Below are 18,152 nucleotides of genomic sequence, written 5' to 3' on the forward strand. Positions count from 1 at the left end.
TTATGGCCCTTCTTATTTTTATAAAATTAATCATTTTCTGGGTGATCATCACTTTTTTTGCCTGGCGGCTAATGCTTTTGATATTTAAAGATGAGTCTAAGGAATTTTTGCTGACGCTGGCTTTGATCGCTGGGCCAGTTTTTTATATTTTTACTCTGAATATTTTGGGCCATTTTTTCCCTATAACTTTTTTATTCTTTTATGTTTTGGCCGTTTTTCTGATTATTGGTCTCGTGCTGTTTATTTTTACCCATAAAGATAAAATAAAATCTTTTTGGCTCTTGGACAAAAGATGGAGAAAAATTTTGCTTTTGACCATTATCGTCATTTTTCTCACCACCGGCTTGATCGCCGCTCGGGGCTATTCTGGTGATGAGTTTAATATCTTTAGCACCGTGCCTATGGCCGGCACGATCGCTGAGGGCAACTTCCCAGTGCGCTGGACAGTCGAGCCGCAGGTCATGGCTTATTATCATTATGGCATAGAGCTTTTTTCCGCCGCCATGTACAAAACCACAGACTTGCCTTTTTGGTATGGCGTGGATCTTTGCCGCGCTTTATTTACGATCTTATTTTTGGCTCTTATCTTTCTTGTACTTTTCAAAATTACCAAGCATCCAGCCAAAAGTTATTTAGTTTCTCTTCTGACGCTCTTTGGCGGCGGTTTGGTTTGGATTTATGGTATTACCGGTTTTATTCATAGGAATGCCGCTGCGCCCTGGAAATTTTTGCACCAAGGCACGACTTCGGGCGCGGCCGGACCACTGATCAGAGATATCCATATTCAGTGGGGGGCTATTTCTTTTCTCCTGATTCTGCTTGGTATTTTTCTTTATTTCAAAGCTGTAGAATACAAGAAAGAAAATAAACCCTGGCTCCCTATCGTCCTAATTAATATTATATCGCTAGCGGTTCTGGCCCTAGTCGGAGAGACCTACTTATTGGTTGAACTGTTGGTTTTTCTATTGTATCCCTTTGCCACTCTATTTATTAAAAGCCAGAAAAAATATTTTAAAACCTATTTGCTGATTTCGCTCCTCACTGTGGCCGCCGTCTCTCTTATTGCCGCTTTCCAGGGCGGGGTATTAACAGAATTATTTCACCAGAGTTATGACCGCCATCCGCGTCCGACTGGCAACTGGTTCTTTTTCAATCATGAAAAAATTGGTTTTCTTTGGAGCTCTCAATCACTGATCAATTTTGGTCTGCCCTTATTTCTTATCTTGCCTTGTTTGTATTTGCTATATGTTCGCTTCAGGAAAGGGGAGTATTATCAAGAACTTTTATTTTTGCTTTTGCTTTCTTTCGCCTGTTTTGCCGTGCCCTTTGTAATGGAGCTTGGCCCGCGCTATGACTATGAAATGCTCCGCTATCTTTATCTGGCCCCGCCATTTTGGAGTCTGGCCATTGGACTTGTCTTAGCCGATATTCTCATTGATAATCAACGGGTCAAAAAAATTTGGCATCGCCTCGGCTGGTTAGTCGTATTTTTTATGGTGCTAGTTGGCTTTCTTTTCCAAATTATTTTTATGGTAGTCCCCATCGGCCGTTCCAGTCAGAGATTTACTCCATTTTTTTACAGCTTTCCACCGCCGACCGCCATAGAGTCTCGGGCTTTTGCTTGGATCAAGAAAAATACCACTATCAATGATTATTTTTTTAGCTACAGCCCCAGCCAAGACGATTCCACTATCTATAATAAAAAGATGAATATTTTTGCTGGCCGCATCGCCCCAGTTTACAGTTATATGGCTGACCACAAGATGCTCAACCGCGACCAGCTGGTTCAGGACTTAATCGCCGCTTTTGGCCGAGCCGAAGTCTCTTGCCTGCCGGCGGATTTAAAATTTATGGGCTATAAATATCTCTATGTGAGTGAATATTGGCCAGCCGGCCTTGAAGAGAAGTGCCAGGCCAATAATAAATTAGAATTAAAATATGAGGATTCTAAAAATGGTTCTTTCGCCCGTATTTATAAGATAAATTATTAATTCTCATGTTGTCAGCCAAGATTATTCAAAATTTAAAATGTCCCCATTGTTTGGCCGGCTTAAAACATTCCGAGCATAATTTTTTGTGTGAGCACTGCCAAAAAGAATATGCCATTACCGATGGCGTCGTAAGTTTTGGGCATTTTACTGAGGATAAAGCCAACGCCAGCGCTGACAATCTCATCAGCCGGCTAAAAAACTTTTTTAAAAGATATTCCGCTTTTTACAACTTTCTCTATTACGCTTTCGGCGGGTTCTTCGTCGGTCTTAGCGCTAGGCAAGCTATTTGGAGATTAGATCAAGATAAACTAATACTCAATCTCGGCTCAGGCATCAAACGCATCCGGCCGGAGGTGATTAATATTGATTTTTTGCCATTTAAAAATGTTGATATTGTCGCTGATATTACCCACTTGCCATTTGCTGATAATTCCGTTGACGCGATTATCAATGAATTTGTGCTTGAGCATGTCAAAAATCCAGAGGCTATCATCACTGAAATAAAAAGGGTTTTAAAACCCGGCGGCTTGGTCTATGTCTCCACACCTTTTGTTGAGAGCTTTCATTCTTCACCCCACGATTACCAGCGCTGGACCAAGCCCGGGTTGATTCATCTCATGAAAGATTTTCAATTAGAAAAAGTTGGTATTCGCTCCGGCCCCACCTCAGCGCTCTTGTCAATTTTAAATGAGTGGTTGGCGGTACTCTTGAGTTTTGGCTGGCGACCGCTAGAACAAATTTGGCTGATGTTTTTTACTATTATTACCAGTCCTTTAAAGCTATTGGATTATTTTATGTGGCGCTTGCCCAATGCCGATAATATTTCCTATGCTTTTTATTATTTAGGCAAGAAATCATAATTTATGAAAAACAAATTTTTTATTATAGCCGTTCTCATTGCTCTTGGTTTTGCCAGTCGCCTTTTCAGCTATCCGCCCAACTTTTCACCCTTGGGTGCCATTGCTCTTTTTGCCGGCTTTTATTTTTTAAAACGCACTTCATTGTTGGTACCTATTATTATCCTGGTTGCCTCGGATATTTTTATTGGTTTTTATGATTGGCGTCTGATGGCTTCGGTTTATGCCAGTTTCGTTTTGATTGGGCTCGTTGGTTCTTATCTAAAAAAACACTATCATTGGTGGTCAGTTGGACTCGGGTCAGTCATTGGCTCCTTGTTATTTTTTATTATTACCAATCTGGCCTTTTGGTATTTTGGCGGCTTTTATTCCTTGGATTTAGCCGGCCTAGCTTCTTGTTTTACATTAGCCATTCCATTTTTCAAAAATACTCTGATTGGCGACCTGTTTTTTACTACGATTTTATTTGGGATTTATAGTCTGGCCCCATATTTACAGAAATTAACAGCAAGAAAGATTGTCCAAGGATAATCAGTATTATTTATATATTTGTATTAGTATGAAAATTCTCTTCATTATCCCTCCCTATGATCTCATGGCCAAGGGTTATGGCTCAAAGAAAAAATTGCGCGCTGGTTTTTTCCCACCCTTGGGCGTGGGTTATTTGGCCGCCCCGCTATTGCAATCTGGCCACAATGTAAAAATCATTGATTGTCCGCCGCTGGACTACCAAAACGAAGATGTCGGCCGGATAGTTGACGATTTTCGGCCAGATGTTATTGGTATTTCCTCTCTTTCTGCTTCGGCCGAAGAGGCTTACAGCCTGATAAAATATTTAAAAAATTTATATCCAGCAATTCCTATCATTTTTGGCGGGGCGCATGTTACCTGTTTCCCGGAAAAGATCATCGAGGCAGTGCCCATGGTTGATTGCCTTTCCTATGGGGAAGGGGAGATTACTTTCCAAAAAATTGTTGATTCTTTGATTAAAACAGGTACTATTGATAAAAATATCCCCGGCATCTGGGTCAAAAATGAGGCTGGTCAATTTGTAAAAAATCCGCCTCCGCCAGCCATTATGAATATTGATGAGCTCTTACCGCCGGCTTACGAATTGTATGACTATAGCATCTACATGCCCCTGCCTTTGCAATATAAAAAATTGCCAGCGGCCAACGTCATCACTTCCCGCGGTTGCCCTTGGGGACATTGTACTTTTTGTTTTGAATCTGGCCGCGCTTCTCAAAAGTATCGCCGCCATAGTCCTGAGCGAGTAGTTTCCGAAATAAAAAATCTTTATGAAAATTTTGGTATTCGCGAGATCACTTTTTGGGATGATAATTTTTTGGTTAATGAGCAGTGGATTTTAGAATTTTGCGATTTATTGGACGCCAGTGGCCTAAAAATTCCTTGGTCAGCCTGTGGCCGGGTGAATACCGTCACCAAAACCATGCTCGAACGCGCTAAAGAATCAGGCTTGTGGTGTGTTTTTTATGGTTTTGAGACCGGCAACGAAGATTTATTATTGCGCATCAAAAAAGGAGCGACCCTGGAGCAAGCGCGCCAAGCGGCCCAATGGACTATAGACCTTGGTATTGATATCCGCGGCTCTTTTATGTTGGGGCTACCTGGTGAGACGCCGGGCAAGGCTTTGAAAACAATCCAATTCGCTAAGGACCTAAAAATACCCTTTGCTCAATTTCTCCTGACTTTTCCCGAATGGGGGACAGAGCTCTATGATGATGCCTTGGAAAGCGGTCAGATGGTTTCTTCTTATGGCGGTCGGACAACTGCCACCTATGTGCCCGCCGGTTACAAAAATGCCGAAGAACTACGCGCCATGCAAAAACGCGCTTATCATTCTTTTTATTTCAACCCGGCTTTTATTTGGCTCCATATGAAGCGCCTGACTAGTTGGAGCGAAATAAAACAATACTATCTCGGCCTGAAATATATTTTAGGAGTGAGTTAAACATAAAATTTATCCTGACACTGTCTCGCGAGAGGCAAGGGAAGGATCCCATTTAGGCTCGCACTCACTATAATTTAAGTTTATACTTATCGGGACGGGATCTTTCGTCGCTGGCTCCTCAAGATAAATTATTACATCACAATGATATTATCTTTTATAAAAAAACACTACCTTATCATCTCGATTTTGGCTATCGCTTTTATTTTGCGGCTAGTTGGGATTTTATATGGCCATCCATTAGCCCTGGTCAATGATGAAACACCCACGCTGGCTGCTAGTTTGAAGATGATTGGCACCAGCTCACTGCGCGCCAATGCTTTTCAGTATTATTATCCGGCTGGCCTCGCCTATGTCTTTCTTCCATTTTTAGCTCTTTATCTAGTTTTTGCTAGGATTTTTGGGATATTTGGCAGTATCGCCGAGATCAAGGATATTGTTCTTTTAAATATTGGTTATTTCGCACCGGTCGCCAGGTTTGTCAGCGTTATTCTAGGCACTGCCTCCGTTTTTTTGGTTTACCACATCAGTCAAAGATTATTTAGCCATAAAAAAATCGGCCTTTTGGCCGCTTGGTTTTTGGCTATCAATTTTTTTCATGTGGCTAATTCTCATTATGGTCAGACTTGGACAGCCCAGTCTTTTTTTATTTTATTAGTACTGTTTTGGGCGGTTTATTTTTATCAAAAAGAAAAAATTTCTCGCTATGATTATCCCTTGGCTGGTATTTTTATCGGTTTGGCCTTTAGCATCAACTTTGTTGGTATTATCAGCTATGTTTGGTTTTTATTGGCTCACTGGCTGAAAAATAAGGGCCAAAAGTTTGTAAAAATTTTTATTGCCAATAAGAATTTTTGGCTGGCCAATCTGGTTTTATTATTAATGATTGCTTTGGTTTATTATCTCAATCCTTTTGGCTTGAATAATTATTTTGGCCGAATTTTTAATGACAACCCCGCAACCAATAGTTACTCCTTTTTTAGTTTTACTAGTTTAAAGATTTTATTTTCTTATCTCAAAAATGGCTTTTTAGCGGAGCCGTTATTATTTCTCCTAATTATTCCTGCCGCCCTTATTCTTTGGAGAAAGCATAAAATTGCTTTTTGTTTTTTAATACCTTGGCTGATTATTTATTTGCTTTTTCTGGCCCCATTGACCAACCCGATGGTTAGATATCTGTTGCCGACCATTCCTTTGATGTCTATTGTTGTCGCTTTCTTTATTCACTATCTTTTTGAAAAATTTTCCGCCAAAATAAAAATTTTTATTATCATTATTTTTCTTTTGAGCTTGCCCAATCTTTTTTTTAGTTTGTTGCTTGATTATCGGATGACCAGACAAGATACCCGCCTCTTGGCTTACAGCTGGGTAGTCAATAATATCAAAAGTGGCAGCCATATCAAAAATTTAGATCTAGGCGCGGAAATTCCCTTTGTGGAAAGCAAAGAAATAGTCAGCCTGATAAAAGAAAAATTGCCCGAGCTTTATTCCAGCAAAAGAAAATATTTATCTTCACTAGAGGAGGAAAATTATCCCGATCCCAATTATGCCATTATCAATTATCCTGATCTGGTAGCCGCCGATTATGATTTCGAATATTTGATTGTGAGTGACTTTGATAAAAATAATTTAATAAACAAAACCAAACCAACAGCTGCTTCCCAAAAGCTGATAAAATACTTTTATCCAAGTGAAAATAGCCCCCTGCCAACCAAAAGTGAGCTGGAGTTACCCTTCAATCTTTATTCGTTCGATCCCTGGTTTTTGCTCCGTTTCTATGATTATTATGGCCCCTATATTGAGATTTACGAGCTAAAAAAGACGCCATGAGAGTTATTATCCTTGCCAACCACCTAGAGGCGACTGACGGCTGGAGCCGCTATGCTTATGATCTCGCCAAAAACCTAAAAGCCGCTGGCCACGAGATTCTTTGTTTGGTCAATAAAAAATCCTCTGCTGATATTGGTCAGAGAGTGGTTTTTGGCAGCCCCTTGGGCTACCTAGCCAACCCTTGGCGATCTTTCAAAACTGGCAAAAAAATTCAGTCGATATTTTTTGAATTTCAGCCAGACATTATCCATGTCGTTACCGAACCCTATGCCAGCTGTTTAATATTTTGTCGTTACCCCAAATCCAAGATAATCATGACTATCCATGGCACCTATGCTTATCCACCAGCACTTTTATCCAGTTCCCTTAAACATTTTCTGGCCCGCCTGTTGACCACCAGTGTTTATAAAAAAATAACTACTGTTATTGCTGTTAGTTCTTTTACCAAAAATCACTTGATCAAAAAAATTAATTCTTCAAAACTCAGAGCCAAAACAAAAGTAATTACCAATGGTATAGATTTGGTCTCATTCCCGCTTTTGAATACCGCCCCGGCTAGAGACAACAAAATTAAAAAAATTATGTTTGTCGGTGGCATCAAATCTGGCAAAGGAATTTTAGAAGCTCTGGCTGGTTTGCTTTATTATAAAAATAATTTTTCTGAAGAGTTCCAGTTTATTATTATTGGTCAAGCCGAACCCGAGACATCCTATTTTGGCGCTTTACAAAAATTTATTAATGAGAGCAATTTGATTGACCAGGTAGTTTTTCGCGGTCGCATCAGTCATGAAGAATTATTGGCTGCATACAAAGAAGCCGATTTGTTTCTGATGCCCTCTCTTTGTGTTGATGATAAATGGCTTGAAGGCTTTGGTTTGGTTTATCTGGAGGCCGCGAGCCAAGGTGTGCCCTGCCTTGGCTCCAAAGAATCTGGTGCTATTGATGCTATTGTTGATGGAGAGACCGGTTATCTTGTCGACGCCAGAGATCCCGTTGATATTGCCAAGCATATTGATTTAGTGCTCAACAAAAAAACAATCAATCCGGCTGAGTGTCTTGCCTGGGCCGAAAAGAATGATATCAAAAACAAAATTAAAGAAATAACAGAACTATACCGCTCCGCATTATTATAATATTTTTATGAAAATAGTTATCGTTTCCAACTCTTTTTCTCCCCGCGAGGGCGGCGCTGCTGCTATCGCCTTTGAGCAGGCCAAATTATTATCAGATCTTGGCCATCAGGTTTTTGTTTTTTCCGGTGTTGCCGACAAAAATATTGGCTGGTCCAAAGAATCAGGTTTATCTGTTTATCGTTTGGTCACGCCAGGCTTGCCTTGGTTTTTGCGTTCTTATTTTTGTCTCCGTAATAAAAGGATAGAAGATGAATTTAAGAAATTTTTGGCTGAAGTAAGCCCAGAAGTTATCCACTTTCACAATCTCTATTACCAATTTCCTTTTTCTTTATTTAAAATAGCCAAAAATTTTACACCTCGCACCCTTTTTACTGTTCATGACGTGATGACCTTTAGCTATACCAAGCTTAGCCACTTTATTGATCAGAAATATAATTTAGAAAATATTGATACTATTAATTACCATTTATCTTTGTGGTGGCAGCTCAAGCAAAGCAAAAAAGGTTTTAATCCTTGGCGCAATATTATTATCCGCCATTATTTAAAATATTTAACCAAAATATTCAGTGTTAGCGGTGAACTCAAAAAAGCTCTAGAGCAAAATAAAATAAAAAATATTACAACTATTCACAATGGCATCAATGTTGCCGATTGGGCGGTAGGGGAGAGCGAAGCGCAAAAATTCAAAAAAGAATTAGGTTTGGATAATAAAAAAATTATTCTTTTCGCCGGCCGCTTGAGCGGCTACAAGGGCACCAAACAAATTATGGCCGCCCTGGAAATTATTACCAAGACAATTCCCGAAGCCATGCTTTTGGTTTTAGATAGCCAAAATAATTATCAGAATAGTCAGCCCTATGTTCATTTGGCTGGTTCGGCCAGTCGCGAGCAAATGAAATATTATTACGCCATGAGTGATCTTGTAGTTGTGCCCTCGATTTGTTTTGATTCTTTTCCCACGATCAATCTAGAAGCCATGGCCTGTCACAAGCCAGTCATCGCCACCATTTTCGGGGGGAGCAGAGAATTAGTTGAAGATCAAAAAACAGGCTATTTAGTTAACCCGTTACATATTGATGAATTAGCCGAAAAAATAATTTACCTTTTGCAAAATCCAAAGCTGGCTAGGGAAATGGGGGAGTCTGGTTATCAAAAAGTAAAAAATGAGTTTAATCAAGAAAAATGGATCCAAGAAATTTTAAACTGCTATCATCATTAAAGTTGCTCTATTTTCTGCCCCATGTTATCCTAAAATCAAGAAGTTAAATTATAATTCATGAAAGTTCTCATCACCGGTATTGGCGGATTTGTCGGCCAGTATCTCAATGATTATATTTCCCAAAACCACCCCGAGGTAGAAATACATGGCACGGTATTTAGCAATGTCCACATTGATCGGACAATTTTTGCTGATAATAAATTTATCAATCATGTTTGTGACATAAATGACAAAGAAAAAGTTAGAGAATTAATAAATCTAGTCAAGCCGGATATTATTTTTCATTTAGCGGCCCAAAGTTACGTCAGCTCTTCTTGGGAAAATCCAGAAAATACTCTCCATACCAACATTATTGGCCAAAGCAATTTATTTGAAGCCGTACGCCAATTGCGTGATGAAAAATTTGATCCGGTTATCTTAATCGCCTGTTCTTCTGAAGAATATGGCCCAGCAATAGAAATTGGCCACCCTCCCTTTACCGAGGCAAGCGAGCTCAGGCCCAAATCCCCCTATGCTATTTCCAAAATCGCTCAGGATTTTATGGGTTTTCAATATTTTCAGGCTTACGGCTTGAAAATCATTAGAATCCGGGCTTTTAACCACACTGGCCCGGGCCGTGATCCAGTTTTTGGTGTTTCCAATTTTGCCAAAAAAATTGCCGATATAGAAAAAGGAAACATTGTGCCAGAAATAAAAACCCGCGACCTAGGAGCTCTCCGTGATTTTACTGATGTGCGCGATATTGTGCGCGGCTATTGGCTGGCGATAGAAAAATGCCAACCCGGCCAAGTTTATAATCTGTGTTCTAGCCGCGGTATCACTTTTGAACAAATATTAAATAAACTCTTGGCTCTTTCCGCAGTTAAAAATATTTCTTTGATCAAAGATCCGGAGGGCAAAAGGCCGACTGACGGTGGCCAGATTATTGGTGATAATACCAAATTTAAAAATACCACCGGCTGGCAGGTGGAGATTGATTTCTTGGAGCAAACCGTGCCAGACATGTTAAATTTCTGGCGCAAAAATTAAGATAGTTATTTTTTATTAATTAAATACAAACAAATCCAGTCAGGAGCTTTTGTGCTCTTTTTTTGTTTGGTTAATTTATTATCAGTTACAATTTCAACAGATTTTATTTTGAAGCCAATTTGTTCGGCCATAGTTATAAATTCTTTTTTGCTAAAAAAGCTAAACATTCTTTCTCCGAACAAATCAGTAACCATTTTTTCTCCATTGCCCTTTTTAAGGGAAACAAAAATTATCCCTTCATCCCTGACTATTTTTCTAAATTTAGTTAATACCTTGGAGATATCTATTTTGCGCAGATTGATTAAAGACGCACAGGCCCATATGCCGTCATAGTAATTATCGGGCATTTTTATTTTCCTTAGATCACAGCAATATAATTTTGATTTTGGGAATTTTTTCCTAATCTCGCTGATTGTTTTTTTAGAATAATCCAAACCAGTCATCTCAAACCCCATTTTTATAAAATCTGAAAAATTATCCGATCCGCCGCAGCCAGCATCTAGAATCTTGGCTCCGTCGCTAAGATATTTAGCAAATATTTTTCTCTGCTTTGACCAGTCATAAGAACGACTTTTCTCAAAATGCCACTTTATTCCTTTTTCGTAATTCTGTTTAGTTTTTTTATATGCATCCATATTTTATATGTTCTTTAATATCTTTTTCAGCCAATAGTATGGTCCGGGCAGATAGTGGCGCAGAAAGGATTTGATCTTTTTCTTTAGACCACTATTGATGTCATAGATATACCAAAAAGTATAATTATCCGCTTGGCGATTATTGTATTCTATTCTTGCTGGATGCTGGAGTTGAAATTCCATCGGGTAGCGCGCCATATTGGCATTTTTATCTAGCACATTGACTGTCGAGCCAGCTCCTTCGCCAAAGCCGATATTGGTGATCAAATTTTTTTTCGGAGCGATTACCAGCCCTTCGTGCATCAAGACATTATAAAACCATTGCACATCCCAGGTGCCGTCACGCGCTTTTTTATTATCTTTTATATTATCAAAAAGATTGCTCCAATATTCTCTGACCGCATAATTGGGCAATATCTTTTTGAGTTTATCAGTCTTTCTTATCCCCTCCCAGCTTTCCAGAAAAAATTCATAAGTGTTAAAGGCTCTTTGCCAAGTGGCCCAACCCCAGGTTTGTGCCACCTGAGAAAAATAATAGCTATCAGGACAATTAAATTTTTTATTACCTTGTTGGGTGTTCAGCCCGGCAATTTGCATTATTTTTGGGTTATCCTTGTATTTTTCTAGAAGTTCTTCGCAATAATAAAAAAAACTTTCATCCGGCAGACAGTCGTCCTCGAGAATTATCGCCCGATCCACTTGCCCAAAAACCCACTCCAGCCCCGAGGCGATCCTCGGTCCGCAATTCATATTCACCTCAGAAAAATTCTTTTTTACCTCGCACTCCCAATCTACTTGGTCCACTACCGCCCTAGCCGCGTCGCACTTTATTTTTTCTTCGGCATTTCTCGCTCCGTCAGCGATCACAAAAAGCTGTCTTGGCTTGACTTGTCTGATGGCATTGAGTGTTTTCTCGGTTGTATCGACGCGCCGATAAACTGTTAAAAGTATGGGGACATTAAATTGATTTTTCATATTATTATTAAGTTTATCCTGACCCCGCATTGAGTTCTGCGGGGGAAGGATCCCGTGGTTCATTTTTTAATGCCGCGTAAATTTTGGGCATTTTATTTTTCAAATAACCTTTCACCATTAAGTTCCTTTTTCGGCGGTAAAGCTCTTTGGCCTCTGCCGATTGTTTTGTGTTCAGTTGCTCTTTTTGTAGGAATTTCCTATATATCAGCCCATCAATTTTCAAAGCGCTTATCAAGTTTTTTATTTTTTTTGTTTTTTGGTTGCGCGCCTCATCGCGTTGCACCAATTCATCCCAGCCTATTTTGGCATAACTTTCATTTATTAATTCAAAAATAGATTTTAAATAACAAAGATGTTGCGCCTCGCTATTGTTTCGCCCCAGAGAATTACCGTGGATACGGTGGCTCACCAAAAATTCTGGCACATTTGTTATTTGTTCCTCTTTTAAAAGTTTAACATATAAATTTAAATCTTGGGCGTACTTATATTCCTCATTATAATTGCCTATCTTGGCGATTTTGTCTTTACGGAAAAATATAGAGCTGTGCCAGATGCACGGTTTGCCAAAGATAAAATGAAACTTTATCAATTTTGTTTCTACTGGCGGCTGCCTCTTGGCCAGCATTTGGCCATTTTCGTCAATAATTTTTACCCAACTGCCCGTGAGCGCATATTTGGGGTTGCCTTCCATAAATTCATATTGTCTAGCCAGTCTTTCTGGCGCGGATAGGTCATCGGCATCGAGCCTGACAATATATTCACCTTGTGCCTCCCTGATTCCGACATTGAGAGACTTGGTTAGCCCCAAATTATATGTATTGTGAATTAATCTGATTCTCTTATCTTGTTTAGCGTAATTTTCGATTATTTCCTTAGTTTTATCAGTCGAGGCATCATTAATTATAATAAATTCAAAATCAGTGAAAGTCTGGTTCAAAATACTCTCAATTGCTTCTGGTAAATATTTTTCCGCGTTATAAGCGGACAGCAAGACCGATACTTTCATAAAATTTTTATTTTAGGCCATGGCCTGTAGTTCCTCGTCTTCAGTATACAAAATCTCTAACCCCTCAATTACCGGCGTGTCTTTATATTGTTTATTAAAGCCATCAAAAAATGCTTTTATCATTTCCAGTTTAATCCGGTAATTTTCTTTATTGTCGGTCGCCTTTAGGTGCGCCCGCTGACTGCTTTTACAATAAGCACACAGAGGATTCATCTGGCCGTCTCGTGCATTGACTGTCTGCCGCAGATATTGCAAAACCGGATGTTGCCAGATTTTATCAAATTCAACTTGGCCATATTTTTCAATATGTTTTTGGTAATTGAAGATAAAAGGATTAAAAACATTACAGCAACCCAGATAATATGAGTCCTGATGTGAATAACAAGAGCGTAGTTGTAATCCGACCCAAGGCGCATTGCAGGCGGTTGCCTTTCTGTCTTTATCTTCTCCTGGCTTCCTGTCTTTTTCTTTTTGGAAATATGGCGGCTCTTTGGGCAAAGCGGCAATCACTCCCTGCTCTTTGGCATAATTATAAAGGCGATCTATTTTTTTATTAATCTCATCCACTTCGTCGTCTCGGACGATTATCTCCTTGAGGGCATGATTATAATCATGATAATGGTAAAGGCCAAAGAAATCTATTTTAAATTTTTTTATTAGATCAATCATTTTGACCGCTTCATCTATATTGGCCTTATTCAAAGCATAAACCACGGTAATACGGGGTTTTTTATAATTACCATCCATTTTCTTTTTGGCGAGAGACACCAGATTGCCGATGACTGTTTCAAAGTCACCAGCCTGCAAGATTTTATAAGTTTCCGGCGTCGCCGCATGGATAGAAAAAGTTATGGCGTCAAAACCGATTTTTAGCATGGTATCCTGTATTTTTTCATTTAGCCCCATGCCGTTAGTAGACATGCCCAAATCCAGCTTGTGTTTCAATTTTAAATAACCAATTATTTCCTTGAAATGAGGGTTTAATACGGACTCACCAATAAAACCCATAAAATTTATACTGCCAGCCTTATCAAAGATTTTATCAAACGCCTTTATTTGTTCCGGCGTTATATTATTAGCCACCCTTTCAATATTTTTTTCTCTCAGGTTGTGAACCGAGCAGATCGGGCAGAGTAAATTACAGCAATTGCTCAAGCTCATGGTAATTTTCGTCGGCTGGCCCTTGGGATTTTTTTTGTTTTTTCCCGCCTCTGCCAAGGCCAACATCTTGTTCAATTTTTTCTTTTTACTTGGTAGCACCAAAGAAGCCATCGCGTTTATCGGCTGTGTCGAGACGATCTTCTTGATATTCTTTTTAATCATAATCCGTTTGCTTTAATTTTTTTAATCAGCCATTTCCGGCTCCGCAATTTTAGATCGCGGTCATGCAAACGCACAAAGTCTTCGTCCTGAATAAATTCAATGCCCACCATTTGCTTATTACTATCAAGCATATAGCGGTTCGCTATTACCTTTTTGATATTTGTTTCCTTGAGCGCCTCATAGGTTTTTATACTCCAGACATTGCCCGAGGGTACAAAGATTTCTATGCTTCTCCCAAAATAATTTTCTAATATTTTTTGTGATTCTAAAATATGTTCGCGATGCAAAGAGCTTGGCAAGTCTGGCCAGAACTCGCGGTGCATTTTTCTATTGGAATATCGGGAATAGGGGAGATGATTACCCACAACGCAATGCGTCAATCCGTGGTTAGCAATGGTTATGAGTTCCTTATCGGCGGCCTGTTTCAACATTGCTGCTTCGGCCGGGAATTTCTCAGGAAAAGGTGTTAAATTTGAATTTTCATCTACCCAAGTTGCCGCTATAGAGACAATCGGCACAATGCCATTATCCTCAAAAATTTTTAAATATTTTCTCCAATCTTCTGCTGTTAGCTCTTCATATTTTGCCCAGCCGCGGAAGGGCCAGACTCTTTTTAAAAATCCATAATTAGCCCAAGGAAAATAAAAATAAGTTATCCCGCGCCAGGTAAAACTTTTTTTGCCCCATTGGTTATAATATTTGGTCGATGCGCCGATGTCATCAATGCGCCATTGTTTCATTTGGTCAAAATTATAAATAATCCGCTATAATACTGGTCTTGTTTTTTATCCAGCTTCAACATTCTTATCAGTAAAAGCCAAGGTAGAAAAAAAAGATAATAACCTATCTTGCGTTTTAATACAGAACCGCCCTGGGCCGATTTCCTTTTTGTCATATCCCAGATAGCCGTATGACTGTTGCCAAAGGTTGTTATTTCTACCTTATCAAAACCGCTTTCTTTAAAAACCTTTTCTGCAAATTTTTTTGTCGGCCTTAGGTTGTCATCGTGCTCATTGCTAAAAAAGGGGATACTCAAAAGTGCTGCACCGCCAGGTTTTATTAAACGATACATTTCTCTTGTTGCTTTAGGGAAATCATTTAAGTATTCCACCACCTCCAAGCACAAAATAGAATCAAAATAATTATCAGGGTAATTCAACCCCTTCTCAATATCTCCATATAAAACATTTGCTTCCTTGTTCTCTTCTAGGTCAATAGCTACCATTTCTTCGGCCTTTATTATTTGGTCATAGCGCCTGTTTTTTGAGCCGATATCCAATACTCGCCCTTGGAGCAGCCAGATATTTTTTAAAAGCAATTTTTCTAGAGCATTACGATGCCAGGTAAATTTATAATAGCGGTAAATCATCTTCTTCGCCGCTTTTATTTTTTGGATAAAATTTTTCATTATCAATATTTTATTAAAAACAAACAAAGTTATTTTTGTTCTATAGAGTAAAATTTTATTAATTTTTTTACGCTTACCGTCGGTTAGTCGTTCTATTTTATTAATATATTTATAGGCTATCGTTTGAATGGTTTCATATTTTATGTCCCCGACATAAGCTTGGTATTCCCGACTGATCAATTCTATTTTTTCTATCAGTTCTTTTTCATTGGTAAACAACTCGCCACCTTTTTGTACTATTTCTCCATTACCGCCACTATTTAGTGCTGCTACTGGCAAGCCGCAAGCCAGTGCCTCTATTATCGCGTTGGAGCAAGCGTCGTCTTTAGTCGCTGTAATATAAATATCACGTTCTTTAAGTTTATCAGCCAATTTTTCGCTTGTCAGCGGAGGGATAATTTTTATATTTTTAAAATGAACGGGACAATTTCCCACAAAAGACATTTCATAGCGCGACCAGTCCAGATTTTTGTCCAAGTATTCATAAAACTCAAAGCCTTTTTTTATGTTGCCCGACCAACTGCTGGCGATCAATTTTGTTTTTTGCGAATTATGATTTGGCCTATTATCAGTATTAAAAATTTTTGGGTCAACCGCATTGCCGATAATACTATATCTCTTACTATTAAATCCCAGTTTTTTTGATTCTTCGTACAGCCAGCCTGAAACAAAAATAGCCCAATCAGGTAATTTACTCGCCACCCCATTCATCAGGCGATCTAAAATAGCCCACTCCTTCCCTTTATGATAGCCAAGGATCCCCCCCAGACGGTGAATAAATATTTTATTCGGATATTTTAACTTCAGCTCTACTACCTCCGGCAGTTTTTGATAGCTATAAAATATAATACATTCAGCCTTTTCTGTTTCTTCCTCATATATCCCCAAATTAATAAATTCATCCCTCAAGACTTTTAGGAATTGATTGGCGCCGCCCCAGGGGCCGTCTTTAAAATCGTATAATATTTTAATCTTTAAATTGCTGTTCATAATATTTTTTGTAAAAACCTTTTTTATCCAAAAGCTCCTCATGGGTTCCTTGTTCTAATATTTTACCATCTACTACCACGACGATATTGTCAGCGCTTTTGATGGTTGATAGGCGGTGAGCGATTGCCACCACCGTCTTTCCAGCCAAAACTTTCTCCAGCGAAGCTTGTATGGCCTTTTCTGTTTCTGTATCCAAAGAGCTGGTCGCTTCATCCAAAATCAAAAGTTCCGGATCTCTGATAATTGCCCGAGCAATAGCAATTCTTTGTTTTTGGCCGCCAGAAAGACGTGCTCCTTTTTCTCCAACTATTGTTTCGTATTTTTGGGGCAGGGTCTCTATAAAATCATCTATTTGGGCTACCTTTGCGGCGCGCATAATATCCTCTTTGTTGGCTCCCCAGCAACCATAGGCGATATTGTTGGCAATAGTGTCATTAAATATCACGATGTCTTGAGAAATATAACCCAGATGTTCTCTCCAAGTTTTAGTATTCACTTCTTTCATGTCAGTTTTGTCAACAAAAATTTGACCGCCCGTCGGCATTATTAGCCCGGATATTATATTCGCCAGAGTGGTTTTTCCTGACCCTGTCGGGCCGACTAGGGCAGTGATTTTGCCCTTGGGTATCACCAGATTGATTGATTCTAAAACATTATTCTCTTCCTCATATCTCAAATTAATATCTTTCAAGACAATCTCTTTTTCTAGTTTTGTGATTTTTTGATTTCCATTCCAAGCTTTTTCTTTTTGTGCCTCTCTGATTATGGCCTCATAGGCCTTATAGGGTTCCATCAACTGGAACATCCTTGCTACTGCCCGCAAGCTGGCGTTGGCCTCGTTAAACATTTTTAGAAAGATATAGAAATAAGTTATCAAAACCGGCACATAAAAAGTTATATTTAAACCCCATATTTTTGTTACAAAAGTAAAAATACTGACTAGAGCGGTCATAACGGCAACCTCTGATAGGGGAGCAATTATTGCCTCATAGCTTTCATACTTATAGTCAAGATCGGCCATTGAATTGGATATTTGGTAAAAATTTTTTCTTTCATATTCTTCAGCTGTAAAAATTTTGACAGATTTTATATTACCCAACTTTTCTATCAATTGGCTATGAAGAATCGCTGACTCTTTGGTGGCCTGCATGCTAACCTTCTTGACCTTGGCGAATAAATTTTTTATCGGGATGGTTATGACTGCTTCCAAAATTATTGCCATCAGGGTAAATTTCCAAGAAACAAAAACAAGTAAAATCAAATAAATTATTATTTTACTCACCTTTGAGATCATTTCTAAGAGTGTAAAATAAAAGCTAACTATTGATTTTGTAAAAATAGATATACTTGTCACCAAATTGCCAGCCTTCATCTTATTTGCGAATTGTAAATTAGCCTCCGATGATGCTTCAAACATTTCATATTGCAAATCACGCCTAATACAAGAACTTACCCGGCTGATGGTTATTGTTTTTAGATAAGTAAAAAAACTTTTTAGCACGATCATCCCCAAAGCAAAAAACATTAATTTTAATACAATATCTGTTTTATCTCCGGTAAAGAAATGCCCCCAAAATTTTTCTAGAAATGGTATTGTTGCTTGTGCGCTGGAAGACGGATCGATTATACTCTGAAAAAAAGGAATCATTGTACCCAAGCTAAAACCCTCGAAAATTGATGCCAGTACACTAAAAACAATAGACAAGGCAGTCAATTTTTTGTATTTTTTGAGTTTGCCGTAGGCCTTTTTAAAATATTCCTGCCTTTCTGGTGTAAAATATTTCATA

The 18,152-nt window shown here is 38.8% G+C and carries 15 protein-coding genes; 8 read left to right on the forward strand and 7 right to left on the reverse strand.

All coding sequences use genetic code 11. The features are described from left to right. Window positions 1-2: 2 nt before the first annotated feature. The 8 genes from GYA54_02970 to GYA54_03005 all read left to right on the forward strand — a co-directional run bounded on the left by GYA54_02970 (window position 3) and on the right by GYA54_03005 (window position 10,028). The gene (locus GYA54_02970) at window positions 3-1,991 is read left to right on the forward strand and encodes a hypothetical protein (GenBank protein NMC51661.1); all 1,989 of its coding nucleotides are present in this window, start codon (window positions 3-5) and stop codon (window positions 1,989-1,991) included. Window positions 1,992-2,041: 50 nt separating this feature from the next. Then, on the forward strand, window positions 2,042-2,851 hold the full coding sequence (locus tag GYA54_02975) for a class I SAM-dependent methyltransferase (protein ID NMC51662.1): 810 nt from the start codon (window positions 2,042-2,044) through the stop codon (window positions 2,849-2,851). 3 nt (window positions 2,852-2,854) lie between these two features. Next, a complete protein-coding gene (locus GYA54_02980) occupies window positions 2,855-3,379 on the forward strand; it encodes a hypothetical protein (protein NMC51663.1) in 525 nt (174 codons plus the stop codon). A 28-nt stretch (window positions 3,380-3,407) separates the two neighbouring features. Next, a complete protein-coding gene (locus GYA54_02985) occupies window positions 3,408-4,820 on the forward strand; it encodes a radical SAM protein (protein ID NMC51664.1) in 1,413 nt (470 codons plus the stop codon). Window positions 4,821-4,961: 141 nt separating this feature from the next. After that, window positions 4,962-6,647 (forward strand): phospholipid carrier-dependent glycosyltransferase, encoded by a 1,686-nt coding sequence (locus GYA54_02990; GenBank protein NMC51665.1) that lies wholly within the window; start codon window positions 4,962-4,964, stop codon window positions 6,645-6,647. After that, a complete protein-coding gene (locus GYA54_02995; GenBank protein NMC51666.1) occupies window positions 6,644-7,780 on the forward strand; it encodes a glycosyltransferase family 4 protein in 1,137 nt (378 codons plus the stop codon). Before GYA54_02990 ends, GYA54_02995 begins: the two co-directional genes overlap by 4 nt. 7 nt (window positions 7,781-7,787) lie before the next feature. After that, window positions 7,788-8,999, forward strand: a complete 1,212-nt coding sequence (locus tag GYA54_03000) for a glycosyltransferase family 4 protein (GenBank protein ID NMC51667.1) — start codon at window positions 7,788-7,790, stop codon at window positions 8,997-8,999. A 57-nt stretch (window positions 9,000-9,056) separates the two neighbouring features. Continuing rightward, the gene (locus tag GYA54_03005) at window positions 9,057-10,028 is read left to right on the forward strand and encodes a GDP-mannose 4,6-dehydratase (protein ID NMC51668.1); all 972 of its coding nucleotides are present in this window, start codon (window positions 9,057-9,059) and stop codon (window positions 10,026-10,028) included. Between the two features lie 5 nt (window positions 10,029-10,033). Here the strand turns inward: GYA54_03005 and GYA54_03010 are convergent, their stop codons facing one another. The 7 genes from GYA54_03010 to GYA54_03040 are packed head-to-tail and all read right to left on the reverse strand — an operon-like array spanning window position 10,034 to window position 18,151. Continuing rightward, on the reverse strand, window positions 10,034-10,663 hold the full coding sequence (locus GYA54_03010) for a class I SAM-dependent methyltransferase (GenBank protein NMC51669.1): 630 nt from the start codon (window positions 10,661-10,663) through the stop codon (window positions 10,034-10,036). Between the two features lie 3 nt (window positions 10,664-10,666). Further along, complete coding sequence (locus GYA54_03015) at window positions 10,667-11,638, reverse strand: glycosyltransferase family 2 protein (protein ID NMC51670.1); 972 nt, start codon at window positions 11,636-11,638, stop codon at window positions 10,667-10,669. Window positions 11,639-11,651: 13 nt separating this feature from the next. After that, entirely contained in the window at window positions 11,652-12,644 is a 993-nt protein-coding gene (locus tag GYA54_03020; protein NMC51671.1) for a glycosyltransferase family 2 protein, read from the reverse strand. Between the two features lie 12 nt (window positions 12,645-12,656). Next, window positions 12,657-13,967: a radical SAM protein gene (locus GYA54_03025; GenBank protein NMC51672.1), complete on the reverse strand. Its 1,311-nt coding sequence runs from the start codon at window positions 13,965-13,967 to the stop codon at window positions 12,657-12,659. Next, window positions 13,964-14,707: a DUF2334 domain-containing protein gene (locus tag GYA54_03030; protein NMC51673.1), complete on the reverse strand. Its 744-nt coding sequence runs from the start codon at window positions 14,705-14,707 to the stop codon at window positions 13,964-13,966. The genes GYA54_03025 and GYA54_03030 overlap by 4 nt, the downstream gene beginning before the upstream one ends. Further along, window positions 14,704-16,365: a methyltransferase domain-containing protein gene (locus tag GYA54_03035; protein NMC51674.1), complete on the reverse strand. Its 1,662-nt coding sequence runs from the start codon at window positions 16,363-16,365 to the stop codon at window positions 14,704-14,706. Before GYA54_03035 ends, GYA54_03030 begins: the two co-directional genes overlap by 4 nt. Then, a complete protein-coding gene (locus tag GYA54_03040; protein NMC51675.1) occupies window positions 16,343-18,151 on the reverse strand; it encodes an ABC transporter ATP-binding protein in 1,809 nt (602 codons plus the stop codon). The genes GYA54_03035 and GYA54_03040 overlap by 23 nt, the downstream gene beginning before the upstream one ends. Window position 18,152: the final 1 nt, after the last annotated feature.

It is taken from the genome of Candidatus Kuenenbacteria bacterium (assembly GCA_012797775.1).
Lineage (GTDB): Bacteria > Patescibacteriota > Patescibacteriia > UBA2196 > GWA2-42-15 > JAAZMX01.